The organism is Microbaculum marinum (assembly GCF_037855135.1).
GTDB classification, from domain to species: domain Bacteria; phylum Pseudomonadota; class Alphaproteobacteria; order Rhizobiales; family Tepidamorphaceae; genus Microbaculum; species Microbaculum marinum.
This window is the reverse complement of the sequence record NZ_JAZHOF010000007.1, coordinates 349,758-365,427: the sequence shown is the minus strand read 5'-3', so window position 1 is coordinate 365,427 and position 15,670 is coordinate 349,758. Positions and strand designations below refer to the sequence as shown.

The 15,670-nt window shown below is 63.2% G+C and carries 17 protein-coding genes and 1 pseudogene; 16 read left to right on the top strand and 2 right to left on the bottom strand.

Going from position 1 to position 15,670, the window contains the following annotated elements:
• The first annotated feature begins 171 nt into the window (after positions 1-171).
• Both V3328_RS18440 and prfB read left to right on the top strand, forming a co-directional pair.
• Positions 172-2,613 carry a penicillin-binding protein 1A gene (locus V3328_RS18440; protein WP_340331165.1) on the top strand — a complete coding sequence of 814 codons (2,442 nt, stop codon included), beginning with the start codon at positions 172-174 and terminating at the stop codon, positions 2,611-2,613.
• A 49-nt stretch (positions 2,614-2,662) separates the two neighbouring features.
• A protein-coding gene (prfB, locus tag V3328_RS18435) for a peptide chain release factor 2 (RefSeq protein ID WP_340331164.1) occupies positions 2,663-3,794 on the top strand; the annotation gives its coding sequence in 2 pieces (ribosomal slippage) (positions 2,663-2,731 and positions 2,733-3,794; 1,131 coding nt in all).
• Positions 3,795-3,851: 57 nt separating this feature from the next.
• On the opposite strand, the pseudogene V3328_RS18430 reads toward prfB, so the two are convergent.
• Positions 3,852-3,989, bottom strand: a pseudogene (locus V3328_RS18430) (peroxiredoxin); the annotation flags it as partial.
• A 180-nt stretch (positions 3,990-4,169) separates the two neighbouring features.
• Between V3328_RS18430 and V3328_RS18425 the strand changes: the two are divergent.
• The 14 genes from V3328_RS18425 to V3328_RS18360 all read left to right on the top strand — a co-directional run bounded on the left by V3328_RS18425 (position 4,170) and on the right by V3328_RS18360 (position 14,780).
• The gene (locus tag V3328_RS18425) at positions 4,170-5,567 is read left to right on the top strand and encodes a tyrosine-type recombinase/integrase (RefSeq protein ID WP_340331163.1); all 1,398 of its coding nucleotides are present in this window, start codon (positions 4,170-4,172) and stop codon (positions 5,565-5,567) included.
• Between the two features lie 630 nt (positions 5,568-6,197).
• Positions 6,198-6,545 (top strand): hypothetical protein, encoded by a 348-nt coding sequence (locus V3328_RS18420; RefSeq protein WP_340331162.1) that lies wholly within the window; start codon positions 6,198-6,200, stop codon positions 6,543-6,545.
• Between the two features lie 18 nt (positions 6,546-6,563).
• Positions 6,564-6,791, top strand: coding sequence for a hypothetical protein (locus V3328_RS18415; protein WP_340331161.1), 228 nt, complete (start codon positions 6,564-6,566; stop codon positions 6,789-6,791).
• A complete protein-coding gene (locus V3328_RS18410; protein WP_340331160.1) occupies positions 6,784-7,581 on the top strand; it encodes a DUF3102 domain-containing protein in 798 nt (265 codons plus the stop codon). The genes V3328_RS18415 and V3328_RS18410 overlap by 8 nt, the downstream gene beginning before the upstream one ends.
• Positions 7,574-7,858, top strand: a complete 285-nt coding sequence (locus V3328_RS18405) for a hypothetical protein (protein ID WP_340331159.1) — start codon at positions 7,574-7,576, stop codon at positions 7,856-7,858. The genes V3328_RS18410 and V3328_RS18405 overlap by 8 nt, the downstream gene beginning before the upstream one ends.
• Positions 7,855-8,829, top strand: coding sequence for a hypothetical protein (locus tag V3328_RS18400; RefSeq protein WP_340331158.1), 975 nt, complete (start codon positions 7,855-7,857; stop codon positions 8,827-8,829). The genes V3328_RS18405 and V3328_RS18400 overlap by 4 nt, the downstream gene beginning before the upstream one ends.
• The gene (locus V3328_RS18395) at positions 8,829-9,572 is read left to right on the top strand and encodes a hypothetical protein (protein ID WP_340331157.1); all 744 of its coding nucleotides are present in this window, start codon (positions 8,829-8,831) and stop codon (positions 9,570-9,572) included. The genes V3328_RS18400 and V3328_RS18395 overlap by 1 nt, the downstream gene beginning before the upstream one ends.
• A 131-nt stretch (positions 9,573-9,703) precedes the next feature.
• Positions 9,704-9,889, top strand: a complete 186-nt coding sequence (locus tag V3328_RS18390) for a hypothetical protein (RefSeq protein WP_340331156.1) — start codon at positions 9,704-9,706, stop codon at positions 9,887-9,889.
• A 391-nt stretch (positions 9,890-10,280) separates the two neighbouring features.
• Positions 10,281-10,541 carry a hypothetical protein gene (locus V3328_RS18385; protein ID WP_340331155.1) on the top strand — a complete coding sequence of 87 codons (261 nt, stop codon included), beginning with the start codon at positions 10,281-10,283 and terminating at the stop codon, positions 10,539-10,541.
• 60 nt (positions 10,542-10,601) lie between these two features.
• Entirely contained in the window at positions 10,602-11,108 is a 507-nt protein-coding gene (locus V3328_RS18380) for a hypothetical protein (RefSeq protein ID WP_340331154.1), read from the top strand.
• A 363-nt stretch (positions 11,109-11,471) separates the two neighbouring features.
• Complete coding sequence (locus V3328_RS18375; RefSeq protein WP_340331153.1) at positions 11,472-12,146, top strand: Clp protease ClpP; 675 nt, start codon at positions 11,472-11,474, stop codon at positions 12,144-12,146.
• Between the two features lie 12 nt (positions 12,147-12,158).
• Complete coding sequence (locus V3328_RS18370) at positions 12,159-12,608, top strand: hypothetical protein (protein WP_340331152.1); 450 nt, start codon at positions 12,159-12,161, stop codon at positions 12,606-12,608.
• A gap of 6 nt (positions 12,609-12,614) precedes the next feature.
• Positions 12,615-14,504 carry a phage tail tape measure protein gene (locus tag V3328_RS18365; protein WP_340331151.1) on the top strand — a complete coding sequence of 630 codons (1,890 nt, stop codon included), beginning with the start codon at positions 12,615-12,617 and terminating at the stop codon, positions 14,502-14,504.
• On the top strand, positions 14,505-14,780 hold the full coding sequence (locus V3328_RS18360) for a hypothetical protein (protein WP_340331150.1): 276 nt from the start codon (positions 14,505-14,507) through the stop codon (positions 14,778-14,780).
• Positions 14,781-14,857: 77 nt separating this feature from the next.
• Here the strand turns inward: V3328_RS18360 and V3328_RS18355 are convergent, their stop codons facing one another.
• On the bottom strand, positions 14,858-15,526 hold the full coding sequence (locus V3328_RS18355) for a hypothetical protein (protein WP_340331149.1): 669 nt from the start codon (positions 15,524-15,526) through the stop codon (positions 14,858-14,860).
• Positions 15,527-15,670: the final 144 nt, after the last annotated feature.

Below are 15,670 nucleotides of genomic sequence, written 5' to 3'. Positions count from 1 at the left end.
GTCATGCCCGTACCGTTGATCGTCGCCAAAGGCGATTTGATCGGACGAAAATAACCGGGTATGAGCATCGGCAAGGAATACCGCGCACACGGGGGCGTCGCGGAATAGCCCACGCGGGCGGTCGGCAAGGCGCTGCGCCCGAATGCATGCGAGAACTGGCGGTAGCCTGATATGCTTCTGAGATTCTTGGGTTTTCTGTTCACGGCGGGCGTCATCGTGTTCCTCGTCGTGTCGGCCGCGGCGGGCTACATGCTCTGGAAGGTCTCCGGTGACCTGCCGGATTACGCGAGCCTGCGCGAGTACGAGCCGCCGGTCATGACGCGCGTCCATGCCGCGGACGGCGAGCTGATGGCCGAATATGCCGTCGAGCGCCGCCTGTTCATGCCGATCCAGGGCGTGCCGAAGCAGGTGATCGAGGCGTTCCTGTCGGCGGAAGACAAGAACTTCTACTCGCACTTCGGCATCGATCCGGTCGGCATCGGCCGTGCCGCCGCGGAAAACGTCCAGAACATGATTTCGGGCGGCAATCGCAGCCTGGTCGGCGGCTCGTCGATTACCCAGCAGGTCGCCAAGAACTTCCTGCTGTCGAGCGAGAAATCCTACGAGCGCAAGATCAAGGAGGCGCTGCTGGCGCTGAGGATCGAGAACGCCTTTTCCAAGGACCAGATCCTCGAGCTGTACCTCAACGAAATCTATCTCGGTCTTGGCGCCTACGGTATCGCCGCGGCCGCGCTGATCTATTTCGACAAGTCGGTGGATGCGCTGACCATTGCCGAGGCAGCCTATCTCGCCGCCCTGCCGAAGGCCCCGAACAACTACCATCCCTTCCGTCAGCCCGAGCGCGCCATCGAGCGCCGCAACTGGGTGATCGACCGGATGGAGGAGAATGGCTTCATCACGCCGGAGGAGGCCGAGACCGCCCGCAGTTCGCCACTGGAAGTGACGCTTCGTCCGACCGGTGCGCAACTGGCTGCGGCCGACTATTTCGCCGAGGAGGTGCGCCGCAAGCTCTACGAACTCTATGGCGAGGACGGTCTTTACAAGGGCGGCCTGTCGGTGCGCTCGACGCTCGATCCCAAGCTGCAGGTCGAGGGCCGCAAGGCGCTGGTCGCCGGTCTGATCCGATACGACCGCACCCGCGGCTGGCGCGGCGCCATGGAGACCGTGGATATCACCGGCGACTGGGGGGTCGCGGTCGGTGCGGTCGAACCGCTCAGCGACGTGGAGCCCTGGCGTCTTGCCGTGGCGCTCAAGGTCGAGGACGACGGGGCCGTCATCGGCCTGCGCCCGGCCAAGCTGCCGTCCGGCAAGTTCAGTGAGCAGCGGGATGTCGGCCGGATCCCCTACGAACAGATGAAGTGGGCAGGCAAGAAGCCCGGCGACATCCTCAAGCCCGGTGACGTCTTCTACGTCTCTCCGGCGACCGACGAGGAAGGCAACGTCAGGGAAGGCGAGTTCGAGCTGCAGCAGGTGCCGAAGGTTTCCGGCGCCCTCGTTGCGATGGACCCGCATACCGGTCGCGTGCTGGCAATGGTCGGCGGCTTCAGCTTCGCCGAAAGCGAGTTCAATCGGGCCACTCAGGCGATGCGTCAGCCGGGTTCTTCGTTCAAGCCGTTCATCTACGCGGCCGCACTCGACAATGGCTACACGCCGTCGAGCGTGGTGCTGGACGCGCCGATCGAGATCGTCTCGGGCGGCAAGATCTGGCGTCCGCAGAACTACGGCGGCAAGTTCGCAGGCCCGTCGACCTTGCGGCGCGGCATCGAGAAGTCGCGGAACGTGATGACGGTGCGCCTGGCCCAGGACATGGGCATGCCGGTGATCCGCGAATACGCCAAGCGGTTCGGCATCTACGACGACCTGCTGCCGTACCTGCCGATGGCACTGGGTGCCGGCGAGACCACCGTGCTCAGGATGGCCGGTGCCTATTCGACGCTTGCCAATGGCGGCCGGAAGATCACGCCGACGCTGATCGACCGCATCCAGGATCGCTACGGACGCACCATCTACAAGCACGACGAGCGCGTCTGCGAGAAGTGCAATGCAAAGAAGTGGCAGGGCCAGGACGAGCCGGAGCTGATCGACAACCGCGAGCAGGTGCTGGACCCCTACACCGATTACCAGATCATCTCGATGCTCGAGGGCGTCGTCCAGCGCGGCACGGCAACCATCCTGAAGACGGTCGAGAAGCCGATCGCCGGCAAGACCGGCACCACCAACGACGAAAAGGACGCCTGGTTCATGGGCTTCTCGCCGGACCTCACGGTCGGCGTCTATATCGGCTACGACCAGCCCAAACCGCTCGGCAAGGGCATGACCGGCGGCAGCGTTGCCGCGCCGGTGGTGCGCGACTTCTTCCAGGTGGCCTTGGAGGACAAGCCCGCGATACCCTTCCGCGTCCCGCCAGGCATCCAGCTCGTGCGCATCAACGCGACCACCGGGCTTCGTGCCGGGCCCAACGATTCGAACGTCATCCTGGAGGCGTTCAAGCCGGGTCAGGCCCCGCCGGAGAGCTATTCCGTCATCGGCTATCAGAGCCAGATGGGGCAACCGCTGACGGTGAGCCCGGAGGCCGACCAGGCGGTGCGCTCGGGAACCGGCGGCTTGTACTGACCGCCGGCAGCCACCATAACCACCTCACGCGAATAACAACGGAGCCGCCATGCGCGCCGAACACCAGCAGTACATCGACGAGATTCGTCAGTCGATCACCCTGCTAAGGAGGCATCTTTGACTGGGACAACGCGCTTGCCCGTCTCGATGACCTGAACCGCGACGCCGAAGATCCCGCATTCTGGGACGATCCCGAGAAGGCGCAGGCGCTGATGCGCGAGCGCCAGCAGCTTCAGGACGGGATCGACGCGATCGAGCGTCTGGAGCGCGAGCTCGAGGACTCCATCGGAATGATAGAGCTTGCCGACGAGGAGGGCGACGAAGGCGTCCTCGCGGAAGCAGCCCAGGGCCTCAAGACGTTGCATGCCGAGGCCCTGAAGCGCCAGGTCGGCACACTGCTGTCCGGCGAAGCCGACAAGAATGACTGCTACCTGGAGGTTCATGCCGGGGCCGGCGGCACCGAGAGCCAGGACTGGGCCGAGATGCTGCTGCGCATGTACACCCGCTGGGCCGGCGCGCACGGCTACAAGGTCGAGGAAATCGGCTACAACGCCGGCGAGGAGGCCGGTATCCGTTCGGCGACCCTGCAGATGACCGGGCCCAACGCCTACGGCTGGCTGAAGACTGAATCGGGCGTCCACCGCCTGGTCCGGATTTCGCCCTACGACTCGAGCGCCCGCCGGCACACCAGCTTCGCCTCCGTGTGGGTCTATCCGGTGGTTGACGACACGATCGACATCGACGTCAACGAATCCGACGTGCGGGTCGACACCTATCGCTCCAGCGGCGCCGGCGGCCAGCACGTCAATACGACCGATTCGGCCGTTCGCCTGACCCACATTCCCACCGGCATCGTGGTCGCCTGCCAGAACGAGCGCTCGCAGCACAAGAACCGCGCGACCGCCTGGGCGATGCTGCGGTCCAGGCTCTACGAACTGGAACTGCAGAAACGCGAGGAAAAGGCGATGGCGGAAGCCGCCTCAAAGACGGACATCGGGTGGGGGCACCAGATCCGATCCTACGTGCTGCAGCCCTATCAGCTGGTGAAGGACATGAGGACGGGAGTGGAGAGCACCAACCCGCAGGCGGTGCTCGACGGCGATCTTGACGAGTTCATGGAAGCCTCGCTCGCGCAGCGCGTCGAAGGCGCCGCGGACGAACCGGCCGAAGAGACCGCCTGAGGTCCGATAGAGAAGGCCTTGCCAGAACGGCGGCGCGGACAGATGCGCGCGTCGCCGTCACAGCCCCTCGACTGCGTCAAGTACCTGCTCGGCGTGACCCGGAACCTTCACCTTACGCCATACCTTACGGACCGTTCCCGCGCCGTCGATGAGGAAGGTTGAACGTTCGACGCCCATGAACCTGCGCCCGTACATTTCTGGGCCTTTTTGTGGGTTGTTACCGGCCTGTTGACGGGGGTCACAATCCGTTGCGTTTCAAGGACAAAAAGAATACATACATGGGGATAACAGCCAAGTAACAGGGTGGCGAAAGAGGCGCGAGTTTCCGACTCTTTCCGATTTTTTTCCGACAGAACCCACAATCGGAGCCCATGTATGACCGGTCGATCCCCATCTATTACCCGCCGATCGATAGAAGCGGCGATGCGCACTGTCGACGCTGGTAACAGCGCGTCGGTCATCCTTCGCGACGACCGCGTGCCGGGGCTAAGTCTCGCCATTGGCGCCCGATCGCAGCGGTGGCGATTGGACTACAAGTTACCACTTCCGGACGGCCGATGGTCGGCCGGCAAGCGGCTGACGCTCGGTGATCTGGCGCAGATGGATATCAACGCCGCGCGTACGGCGGCGGGGGAGGCCAAAGCAGGGATTGCGGATGGCGTCGACCCGGTATCGGCCAAACGAGCGAAACGGCAGTCGAACGTCGAAGCGGGATCATCGCAGACGGTTGCCGACGCGATCGACCGCTACGTCGACGAACGCTCGCAGGATTGGACCGAGGGCACGCGAGCACATTTCCGGGGAGATTTCGCCTTGATCCGCGCCGAGATCGGCGACGCGCCAATGGCGTTGATTGAACGCAAGGCGTTGACTGAGCTAATCGACCGTTTTCTCCGGGATCAACGCCGGCAGGGCGCGGCGGGCACGACACGGGCGATCCGCATCGCACAACTTCTCGCCGGCCTATGGAAGCAGGCCGGACCGGGGACGCCATCGCGGCCGGGCTGGGAATGGCAGGGTATCGACCCACAAGTTGCCGCCCATCTGCCGATCACCGGGCGGCATCGGCTGGTATCGCGGCGCCGCGTCCTATCGGAAGCAGAAATCAGGGTGACCTGGCCTGTTCTGCGAGACGGCATCCCCGACACCTTGATCGGCCCGGCGCCGCGCCTTGTGCTGATGCTTTCGCTTGTGACCGGGCTCCGTATTGGTGCCATAGCGTTGACCCGCGTCCGTGATCTGGATCTTGATCCGGTTCCGCTTGTCGGCGCCCGCGACAATGGACCGACGATCCGGATTCCAGCGGAGGACGGGCGCAAGATGACCGCCAAGGATCGGCGAGAGGGGAGCGACCTTGTGCTACCGCTCTCGCCCTTGGCCGCGCGCCTGTTCCGGGAGGCGATGACGCAGGGTGATGGGGAGCACGTTTTTCCGGGGAAGCCGAGCGGGACGCCGTTGTCGCCGAACACGGTATCGCGAGCGTGGCGAACGCTCGCCGACGCAAAGGGGAGTCCAGTGCCGAGCGACGCCACGGCGCACGACTTGCGGAGGACGATGCGGACGCATCTTGGCGAGATCGACCACGGCGGCGCATACGAGGATGAGGAACGGCTCATCGGACATCGCGTCGGAGGCACCGTTGCGCGAACCTATGATCGCGGCCGGCGACTGGCGCGGCTGCGTCCGCTGGCAGATGCGTGGGGAACGAAGTTGGAGGCCATCGTAACCGCGCGCGTCGCAACCGTGACGCAATTGCAAGGCGAATTGTCATGATGCGAGAAGATCAGTTGCGACGCCGTTTCGTCCGGATATTCGAACGAACTGCAGGCGCAGAACGCGTGAAGACAGCCAATGGGTGGTGGGATGGCGATCCGGCAGGTGAGCGGCAGGTTCGTGATGACCACGCATCGGGAAGGCTTGCTTGGTATGAGGCCCACTTTGCCTCACGGGATGGGCTGAGAGCACTAGACGCAGGCGATTTGGATCTCGCTCGTTCACTTGTGTGGATCGCAACGGATTTTTACGTAGACGCACTCGAATCCCGACTGGAACCGGACGAAATTAAGTTTTTGTCGACGTCCGCCAAGCGGCGCGGCCGATCGCGAGGGAGCCCAACCGCTGACCGAGACCGACGACTAGCCGCCGCTGTCGCGGCACAGGAACCGCTGACCGGCGGTACCGCGCTTCGGGCAGCTTTCAGGGCCGATCGCGATTTGGCGAGGGTCTTTAGGGGGCTGGGGGCGGCGGGCATTAGGGCCGCACTCAAGCGCGGGCGAAGAAACTCGTAATTGGAAATAGCCCCGGGAATTTTCCCGTTACGTTCGGGCCGTTAAATGGGGCGTCACCGTAACCGCAGGTGGCGCCCTTTTTCGTCGTGCGCCACAGGCAACAGAAAGGTGACGCATGAACCAGAAAGCAGAACGTTCAGCGGAAATCGAGGCGGCTACGATTGCCAGCCTACTTACCGAGTACCGTGACGGCCGCGATCCGCTCGTCACTTACGAGCATGCAGCTGAATGCCTTCGCGCGCTCGGCCGGCCACTTACACCCGCCCAGGTGCGCGACCTCGTGGTTGATGTACGCACTCTAGGCGGACGCAGCGTCGGACGTCTTTGCGAATTTGTGCAAGCCGCCGACGATCGAATAGAGCGGTTGCTCAGGCGCCCGAACCTAAAGGCGCAAGCCGCTGCTGCGGCGCGCGCTGCAAAGCGGACCAACAGCCCGGATCTCGGCGCGACGGAGGCCGCGTGAAGCATGCGGCACCCCAATATGGCGAAGCCGGCCCCGGTGGCGACCGGGAACCGGCTTCAGAAACTTGATCATCACGGCAGCGAGATCAGCCCCCAAAATAGCCCAGAAGTCAGTCCGGTTCAACCGGCCTGGCTGCCCATCGGTGCGATTGTTTCGGTCGCACCTGACGGCCTGATCGTCGGTCTGTACGCCGACGTGCGGGCGGCACGACGCGCGACCCTAATCCAGGGGGCGCGGCATGACTGATATCACCACCACTGCCGCCTTCGACTACTCGATCATCGACGCCGACACGGCCCACTTCGCGAGGAAAGCGGCGTTCCTGGTCCGGGCACGACACCAGAGTCAGATCCGGATGTTGATCGAAACCGGAAGCGACCTGCTCGCCGTAAAGGAACGGCTGCCGCATGGCCGCTTCGGCGCCTGGCTTAAGGCTGAGTTCGGATGGACTGAACGAACTGCGCAAAATTATATGCAGGCGGCACTGGCCTTCCGCGATAAATCCGAAACGATTTCGGAACTGCCGCAGACTCTCGTCTACAAGCTTGCCGCGCCGTCGACGCCACCTCAGATCCGAGACCGAGTAGTTGCCGACCTGGAGGCGGGCCGCGCGGTCGATCCGGTACAGATCAAACAGGAAATCGCCGAAGCGGTCGCCCCCTCTCCGGAAGAGATGGCAGCAGAGCTGAGCCGGAAGCGGATTCGTCAGCGTCGGAAACTCACCTCCGAAGACGAGCGGCGAATAGATCGTGAGCAGCGGCGGCGAGAAGCTGACGCCGAACGACGCCGGCAGGAAGATGAAGACGCAGCTACGGAGATCTTCCAGATCCTCGGCGATCTGGCTCCAGACGCCGCTAATCGCCTGCTCGACCTGATCCAGCGCCCCGGTGTCATCTGGGCGATTCGCGACCGTCGCGAGGTCGATCCGCCCGCTACTCCCAACGGGTACACGGTCACGACGGACGACGAAGCCGAGGGTCTGCTCAACGACACCATGAAGGCGGTCCAGGCGGCCGCTGGAGGTCGCGATGACTGACCAGCACGACATCATCACTGAATCCGACGTCGGCGAACTCGGCGACCTGATCGAAGCGGGCGGACTGACCGAAGCCGAAGCGTATCTGTGGCTTCGCCTCCGGACTGCCCGCCGTGCGGGCGGTTGGGATTACGGGCCGGCGGTTACCTCAACGTCCCGCCGGCGGGAGGTTCTGCCCGACAGGCGACGCCCTCCGCGTCCAGGTGACGTCCACGATGGCTTTGTGTTCGTCGGCGGCGATCCCGCGGTTCCTTCCAGCTGGGAGGCCGCACGATGAGCGAGGACATCATTAAAGGGCCTTGGACCGAATTTCAGAGCGTGAACGGCGAACTAGACAAGCTGGTCGAGCAGATCGATGCCGGGGAAGAGAAGCCCTCCAAAAAGTCGGCCTCGACCATCCTCGTCGAGATCGCCGAGTCGCTTTACGAATTCAGCGTCTCGGATACCGGCGACACATTCGGCGTCCCGAAGTCCGGCTCGAAGGTGGTTCAGATGCTCCGGGGCGGCAAAACCTCCCTGCGGAGCGAATTGTCCCGGGAGTATTTCCAGCGGACAGGGCGAGCCGCCCCACAACAGGCGCTCGCGGACGCACTACTCGTTCTGGAGGGCATCGCTCAGGCTGGCGACCCTGTTCCCCTTCATCTCCGAGTAGCTCGACTCGAAGGTGACCTACTGCTCGATCTCGGCGACGCGACCGGGCGCGTTGTTCGAATAGGTGCTGGAGGATGGTCAGTCGAACCAAATCCGCCGGTCCTGTTCAGGCGCACCGCACTGACGGCCGCCCTGCCTGATCCGGTTGGCGGGAGTGATGTCGAAGAACTTTGGCAGCACCTCAACGTCGCCCCGGAAGACCGCCCTCTGATCCTCGCCTGGTTGGTGGCCGCGCTACATGTCGACATTCCGCACCCCATCCTGTCGATCGGAGGGGAGCAGGGTTCGGGCAAGAGTACCGCGGCGAAGGCGCTGACCGGGATCCTCGACCCGTCGCCGGTTCCATTGCGGAAACCACCGCGAGATGGGGAGGCCTGGGTAACGGCGGCGTCGGGCTCCTGGGTCGTCGGCATCGACAACATATCTGCGATCGCCGACTGGCTGTCGGATGCAATGTGCCGGGCCGTTACAGGTGACGGCGACGTGCGCCGAAAGCTCTACACTGATGGTGACATGCACGTGTTCGCTTTCCGGCGCTGCCTGATTCTCAACGGTATCGACATCGGGCCGTGCGCGGCGATTTGGCGGAAAGGTTGATGACGATCAACTTCCGGCTGATCGGCGAAGACGCGCGGCTCACGGAGGCCGAAATGTGGCCCCGGTACCGCGTAGCCCACCCCCGGATTCTTGGTTCAATCCTGGACCTGGCTGCGAGCGTGAATCGCGTCCTGCCCTCTGTCAGTCTGGGGAAGAAACCGAGAATGGCAGATTTTGCCCTGATCCTCGCCGCCGTCGACGAGATCCTCGGCACGAACGGCTTGCAGGTCTACGTCGAGAAGCAGAACGAGTTGGCGACGGACTCCCTGACCGGCGATTCCTTCATAACCGCCATTGCGAAGATGGGGCCGTTCACGGGCACCTCCGCGGAGATACTGGACTGGACGATCAAGCCGGAAAAACCGCCGAGGGATTGGCCGGCAAACGCGAGGGCCGTTACCCAGCGCCTAAAACGACAGGCGCCCGTGATGCGCAAGGCCGGTTGGCAAGTCGAACACGACGACGGTCGGAACCACAAGAACGTGGCGATATGGACTATCACACCACGTCCTGGAGATGCCCGGATTTTATCCTCGCAACCCTCGCAACCCTCGCAAGACGGGGCAAAGCGCGAGAGTGCGAGGAACGCGAGGCACGAATACGGCCCATCTCCGTATGACGAGCACTGCCATCAATGCGGCGACCCGCTTGACGCCGACGACATCCTCGACGTCTCCGATGGCGAACGTGATGCCACCATCCATCGGCGCTGCGAAATCGCATGGAGCGAGGCCGGCCGATGACCATTTCGGATCCGGAACAATTTCCATTGAGCGGGGGGTGTCAAATCCTTGCAACCCTCGCCTTGCCCGGACCCGCGCCCCCAGCACCGACAGATTTTCCGCGCGCAACCTGAAAAAAACCGGAGACCAACATGAAGAAGCCCAAGTTCGATGCGCTGGCGGCGCTGCGTCAAATCGCTGCCAATCCCGAGACACCGGCGACGGCTCGCGTCCAGGCATGTAAGGCGCTTATGGCGCACGAGCGCGCGAGCGACGGCAAACCCGATGCCGTTACCGCCCGCGCGCTGAGGCTGCTGAAGGGCGGCAAGGCGTCATGACCGATTGCATCCCCACCGAAGGCGAATACCGGGGCGTCGGGCTTCATGTCGGCCAATCCGAAGGCCGGTTGCGGGTCGTCCGCGCCGATATCGACGCCGTATTCAATCTGCCCAATGACTTGGCCGCCCTGGTCGAGACGGCGGACGACATATCGAGGGCACCCGAGGCGCGTTTGCTAGCAAGGGCGCTAGCGCTGGCGATCCTCGACGATGCTGTCCGGCGTCGTGCGCCTCGCTCCCGGACGTCGATGCACTCGCGCGATCGGATTAGGGCTTCGGCTGCCGGTTGCGATTCCGTGCGGTGGCAATCACCTACGCACTACAGCTCGCTACTGGACCCGGGGCCGTCGCCGTCTGGTCCCTGGCCGGTTCCGCGCGAAGAGCCGCTGCAATGAATACTCGACTGTTTCCCTCCGATGCGGAGCTTGTCGGCGTCGTCATGATGGCGACGCCGGCCGAACGTCAACGCCGGTATCGGGAACTGCGGAAGGCCGGTTTTTGCGTACTGCCAGTCAAAATTGACGAGTTCGCCCTGACTGAAGCGCTGATCGAGGCGGGTCGGCTGGGGGCTTGGGACGAGGACGATCGGGTCGCGATTGCGGAAGCGATCGAGCAGTTGCTCGCCGATTGGATTGTCGAACGTGACGCATAACGGCCTCGGCGAACCGGAGCATGCTAGTCATTCAAGGGACCGAACAAAGGAGCGGCGCCGATGTTGATGGCGGTAAAGACTGAAGGTGAGGCGGTGGACCTGGACGTACCGAGCCCGGCGGCGATTGTCGCGGCCCGTGCGCCGATGACTGGCGAGCACCGCACGGCGGAAGCCCAGCTAAGGGATGCGCGGGAGAAGCGGAAGCAGCTTCACGACCAGTTGGTAATTCTCGTCAATACCCCCGAAACCGCCCCAGGTCGCGCCGGTCGGATATCCGTCGCCGAGGAGGAACTGCGGCGGGCTGAAGACGACGTTCGCCGGCTCCGCAACAGCGCAATGGAGTTGCGCGAAGTGCGGGCGCCGAAGGTGGTGGCCGCACTGAAGCGCTATCGAGAGGGCGAGGCGAGCCGCCTGCTTTCCGCATTGTCCGAAATCCGCGCCGCCGTCGCCAACCTCAATGCCGCTGCTGACGAAATTCGCCGCAGCGGCGGCCCCGATGAGCGTCTGCCCCAGGTAGGACTCGGGTCGATCGAAGTCGTTGCCCGTCGATTGGCGGGATCCGTTTAATCATGAAATCGGCCGGCGTTCCTTTCCCCGCATGGGTTTCCTTCCGCCGCGCCGTGCCCTGCCGATTTCCAGCGACGTTGATCGGCAGGGCACTTTTTTCGCGAGGTGCCGCGTGACTGAGACTGAAATCGTTCCCCTCGCAACCGCGAGCGCGCCCGATCGTCCCCGCCGGGCAGTGGCGGTCGAATTGATTGAAAGGATGCGCCCCGAAGCAGGGCGGACCGCGCCGGAAGCGCTCCGGGATGTCGTGGTCGCCAGCGTCGCAGCGGTTCGGGACGCCGACGACGTGACAGTCGAGTTGGACGTCAAAGGCGAGACTGGCGATATGCGTCTCAGGGTCCGCAGCTACAGGCGCGCGGGCCAATGACGAAATACTACCCGCGCCGAGAAATGGCCCGCTCGATCGTAAGCCGCATGGTCGACACCAAGCCGACGCGCGCGCTGGATACCCTGCATCTGACGCTAAGTGGTCCAATCGGCTCTACCGACAGGTTGGGGCAGAGTATTCGAGCATCTGCGGTTAAGGCCACGCTCGCCAGCAATAAGTACGCGAGTCAGATCGTCGTGCGGCTGAACAGTACCGGCGGGTCGGTGCACGAAGCCCAGGCCATCTATGACGCATTGGTCCGGCATAGGGCGCGAGTGACGGTGCGAGTTACCGATACATGCGCATCAGCGGCGACCATCATCCTCCTCGCAGGGGACGAGCGTATTGCACCACCGGACGCCACGGTGATGCTGCATGGGATAGAAGTCCCACTACCCACCGGGGCGAGGCGCTGGACCGCCGAGCGATACGCCGAGACGGCTGCGCATCTGCGGGACGAGCAGCGCAGGCTCATAAACTTGTTTGCACGGCGCACCGGCGGCCGGCGTGCGTTCTTCGAAGCGCAGTTCAAAGACGAGCGACCCATGCATCCCGAGACGGCCCTCCGGCACGGGCTGCTGACTGAAATCGCAGAGGTGCAGGGGAGGGGGCCCTTCAAATCGCTACGAGCTTCGACAGCGGGACCGGCGCGGGAAGCACACTTGTTCTAAATCTGAGGAATTTTGATGAAACGCGGTCGTAAATCAGCAGCGGCATTCGAGACGCAGGCGGGCCGGACCATCGCCGACCTGGCAAACGTCAGCCGGACCGCGCGGCACGAAGCCCCGGAACACTTGACCGACGAGCAGCAGGCAATCTGGAGATCGCTGATCGACGCAGCACCGGCGGCGATGATGCCGACCGAAGCGTTGCCGGTATTAGTGGAACTGGTCAAGGCTGTCAGCCGCGCGGGCGTCATCGCCTACGAGACGAACCGGTTCAAGGCTGAATGGTTTGGCGTCGACGGTGGGCCGGAGCGGTACGAACGGCTCCAACGGATGGCGGACCGGGAAGCGCGATTGATAGCGAGTCTGTCGACGAAGCTGCGACTGACGCCGCAGGCGCGCATCCGACCGGAGCGCGCCGGCGTCATCGAGCAGGATCACCGGCCCGGCCGCCGGCCGTGGGATTGATCACCAATGGCAACTGACACCGAAAGACTCGTCGTCCAGCTTGAAGGGCGAATTGCGCATTTTGAGAGGGCGATGGCGAAGGCGCGCGGAGAAACCAACCGCTCGGCCCGGGCGATTGAAACCCGCTTCGCCACCATGAACAAGAAGATACAGGCGAACTTCGTATCAATGGGGCGCGGCGTGGCGGCGGCGGCGGGCGTGCTCGGCGCTGCTCAGATCGCGCGCACGGTCCGGGAGATCGTCGCGGAGTCCTCGAATCTCGGCAAGGTCGCCGACAAGCTTGGCGTTGGCATCGAAGCGCTTCAGGAATACCGGTACGCGGCGGAACTTGCCGGCATCTCGCAAGAGACCTTCGACATGGCGTTGCAGCGCTTCACGCGACGTGCTGCCGAGGCCGCACAGGGCACCGGGGAGGCCAAGGCGGCGCTCCAGGAGCTAGGGATAGCGCTACGGGACCAGGAGGGCAACGTCCGCCCTACTGAGGCATTGCTAGGCGACGTCGCCGACGCATTGCAGCGGATCGAGGATCCTGCAACGCGGGTTCGGCTCGCCTTCAAGCTTTTCGACTCCGAAGGCGTGTCTATGGTCAACATGCTGCGCAACGGTTCGGCCGGGCTGGACCAGATGCGCGAAGCGGCGCGCAAGGCGGGCGTCGTCCTGGATGAAAGCCTTGTCCGCGCTGCCGAGCGCGTCGACGACCGTTTTGCCACCCTGACGAAGCAAGTCGGAACCAACTTCAAAACGGCGATCCTGCAGGCCGTGGACGCCGTTGACCAGCTCCTGGAGAAATTCCGAAGCCTGGAGAACCAGACAAATCCCCAGGTTATCGGCGCGCAACTGGAAACCCTGAACCGGGAGCGCGACGTCCTGAACGCCGAGCGCGAACGCCTGGAGCGGATGCCGCGCGGTCCGGGCGGCCGAATCGACCCGGTAGCGGAGCGGGGCCTGGACGCCATCGCAAGGCGGATCGGCGAAATCGATCAGCAGTATAGCGCGCTGTTGAACCGGCTTGGCCAGATCAATCAGAACACACCATCGCCGACCGGCGATCCGATCGTGCCGCCACCACCGGAGGACGACACGAAGACCGGCGGCAGCGCCTCGAAGATCGACACGTTCGCCCAGGAGGTTGAATGGATCAAACGCCGCACCGACGCCCTGCGGCTGGAGGCCGAGGTCTACGGAGAATCGGCCTTCGCTATAGAGCAGGCGCGGGCGGCGCGGGAACTGTTGAACGCTGCCGAGGCCGCGGGGCTGGAGATCACCCCCCAACTGCTGGAGCACATCGATCAGCTTTCCAGCGAATACGCGGACGCTGCCCAGCACATCGAGGACGTCGCGCGGCGCCAGCAAATGCTCAATGACGTGTCGTCTCAATTCGGCGACGCCATCGGCAATGCGTTCTCGATCATCAACGCGGATGCCGAAGACATGGAGGCGCAGCTTGCGCGCCTTGTCGTGCAACTGATCGCAGCGATCATTCAGGCGAAGATCCTCAATTCAACGCTCGGCAGCACGCCGATGGGAGGATTCTTGTCTTCGCTGATCGGGGCATTCTCCGGCGGATTTGCCGGCGGCGGCACGGTTCCCTCCGGCACATGGGCCATGACCGGCGAGAAGGGTCCGGAGCCCATCTTCGCGAAGCCCGGGGGCGGCGTGGAAGTCATGTCCAACGCGGCCATGTCCAAGGTCGCGGCGGGCGGTGGCGGCGGACCGTCGAACATACACATTACCATCGGAACCGAGCCGGGTGATATGTTCCAACCCTACGTGGTGAATGTAGCGCAGCAGGCGGCGGTGCCCGTTGCGGTTCGGATCGCAAACCAGCGCGTCAGCACCTTCAGGCGTCATGAAATGATCCCGGCGATCCGGGAGGGACAGATGAGAGGCCGATAGATGACGACTCAGGAAAACAACCCCTACGACGTCGCGCGGGCTCGCATCCGAAAGGCGACCATCGCCAAGGCCTGGCTGGCGTCGTTCAGAAAGCACCGAATGCAATCGGGCGAGATCGTCGCCGAGCATAGCGACTTCATCAAGGCCGACGTTCGTCTGCTGGTCCCGGACGCGACCGATGCCGAGATCGCCGAAGCCGTGAAAGCAATCCAGGCGGACTATGACGAGGCAACACGGATTGTCGAAGAATTGGGCTTCGGCGACGACGATGAATAGCGCACCCGGCGGCTCAGCGAGCACGGAACTGTATGGTACGAAAATCTCGCAACCGCAGAATGAAAATCAAGATCGGTCTATAATAGCAGACGAACGGTTTTCGCCATTTCGTATACGCCATATGCAAACAGTATATAGCACGAGATCGTTAGAAAAACGGCCAATACGTGAAATGATTTTCCAAGATAATTGTATGCACCAGAGCATTCTTTTTTCTTGATATAAGGGTGATCCCAAATTAACAACGCTCCGTTGGACGCCGCCCCATAAAAATACTGCGTCAAATATGCAGCACCGGATCCGACTGCAGCCGACAGCACGCCCCCTGAAAACAGAAACAACACAAAAAGGGCGTTTTCACTCCCATTGCCAAGGCCGACCTTCCGGTTCGCAAGCGCTCCTAAAAAGGCTAGTGTAGCGACCGCCGCGCCACCATTGATCAATGCAGCACTCTTCAGTGCATTTAGCGCTGTATCGAGCACTGATTGGTTCATGTGCAACACAAAACTGAAGTGCTTGTCGTGCGCCTTTTCAGCAAGGCGAAGATCTAGATCAGATCTTCCGGCTGCACCATCTACTGCTTCCGCCGTCGAAGCAGCGACCGCCTCCATAGCCGACAGGGCGCCCTCCAACGACGCCAGAGTTTGCACTTCCTCTAGGGTGTACGGCCGACCTTCTTCGACAGCCTTAGAAACCACCAGCTGCCTCCTTTGGAGCAAATCGCGGTACTGCTCGTCCAATAACATTGCCCCCTCCTGGTGACTTAGTGTCAGAGAGTAGATCACGGCGATCAGGTGGAAGTCGATTCTCGGTATGCGCGCACGGACCCCGCCGGAGCGGAGTTGCGCGATTGAGATGGATCAGGCAGCCGGCTCCAATTTGAAACCCGT

Excerpts from the sequence above, each read along its gene's own strand:
- V3328_RS18440 (WP_340331165.1), top strand. The coding sequence starts at position 172 with ATGCTTCTGAGATTCTTGGGTTTTCTGTTCACGGCGGGCGTCATCGTG.
- V3328_RS18400 (WP_340331158.1), top strand. The coding sequence starts at position 7,855 with ATGAGCGAGGACATCATTAAAGGGCCTTGGACCGAATTTCAGAGCGTG.
- V3328_RS18420 (WP_340331162.1), top strand. The coding sequence starts at position 6,198 with ATGAACCAGAAAGCAGAACGTTCAGCGGAAATCGAGGCGGCTACGATT.
- V3328_RS18410 (WP_340331160.1), top strand. The coding sequence starts at position 6,784 with ATGACTGATATCACCACCACTGCCGCCTTCGACTACTCGATCATCGAC.
- V3328_RS18395 (WP_340331157.1), top strand. The coding sequence starts at position 8,829 with ATGACGATCAACTTCCGGCTGATCGGCGAAGACGCGCGGCTCACGGAG.
- V3328_RS18390 (WP_340331156.1), top strand. The coding sequence starts at position 9,704 with ATGAAGAAGCCCAAGTTCGATGCGCTGGCGGCGCTGCGTCAAATCGCT.
- V3328_RS18385 (WP_340331155.1), top strand. The coding sequence starts at position 10,281 with ATGAATACTCGACTGTTTCCCTCCGATGCGGAGCTTGTCGGCGTCGTC.
- V3328_RS18415 (WP_340331161.1), top strand. The coding sequence starts at position 6,564 with ATGGCGAAGCCGGCCCCGGTGGCGACCGGGAACCGGCTTCAGAAACTT.
- V3328_RS18355 (WP_340331149.1), bottom strand. The coding sequence starts at position 15,526 with ATGTTATTGGACGAGCAGTACCGCGATTTGCTCCAAAGGAGGCAGCTG.
- V3328_RS18380 (WP_340331154.1), top strand. The coding sequence starts at position 10,602 with ATGTTGATGGCGGTAAAGACTGAAGGTGAGGCGGTGGACCTGGACGTA.
- V3328_RS18365 (WP_340331151.1), top strand. The coding sequence starts at position 12,615 with ATGGCAACTGACACCGAAAGACTCGTCGTCCAGCTTGAAGGGCGAATT.
- V3328_RS18375 (WP_340331153.1), top strand. The coding sequence starts at position 11,472 with ATGACGAAATACTACCCGCGCCGAGAAATGGCCCGCTCGATCGTAAGC.
- V3328_RS18360 (WP_340331150.1), top strand. The coding sequence starts at position 14,505 with ATGACGACTCAGGAAAACAACCCCTACGACGTCGCGCGGGCTCGCATC.
- V3328_RS18425 (WP_340331163.1), top strand. The coding sequence starts at position 4,170 with ATGACCGGTCGATCCCCATCTATTACCCGCCGATCGATAGAAGCGGCG.
- V3328_RS18405 (WP_340331159.1), top strand. The coding sequence starts at position 7,574 with ATGACTGACCAGCACGACATCATCACTGAATCCGACGTCGGCGAACTC.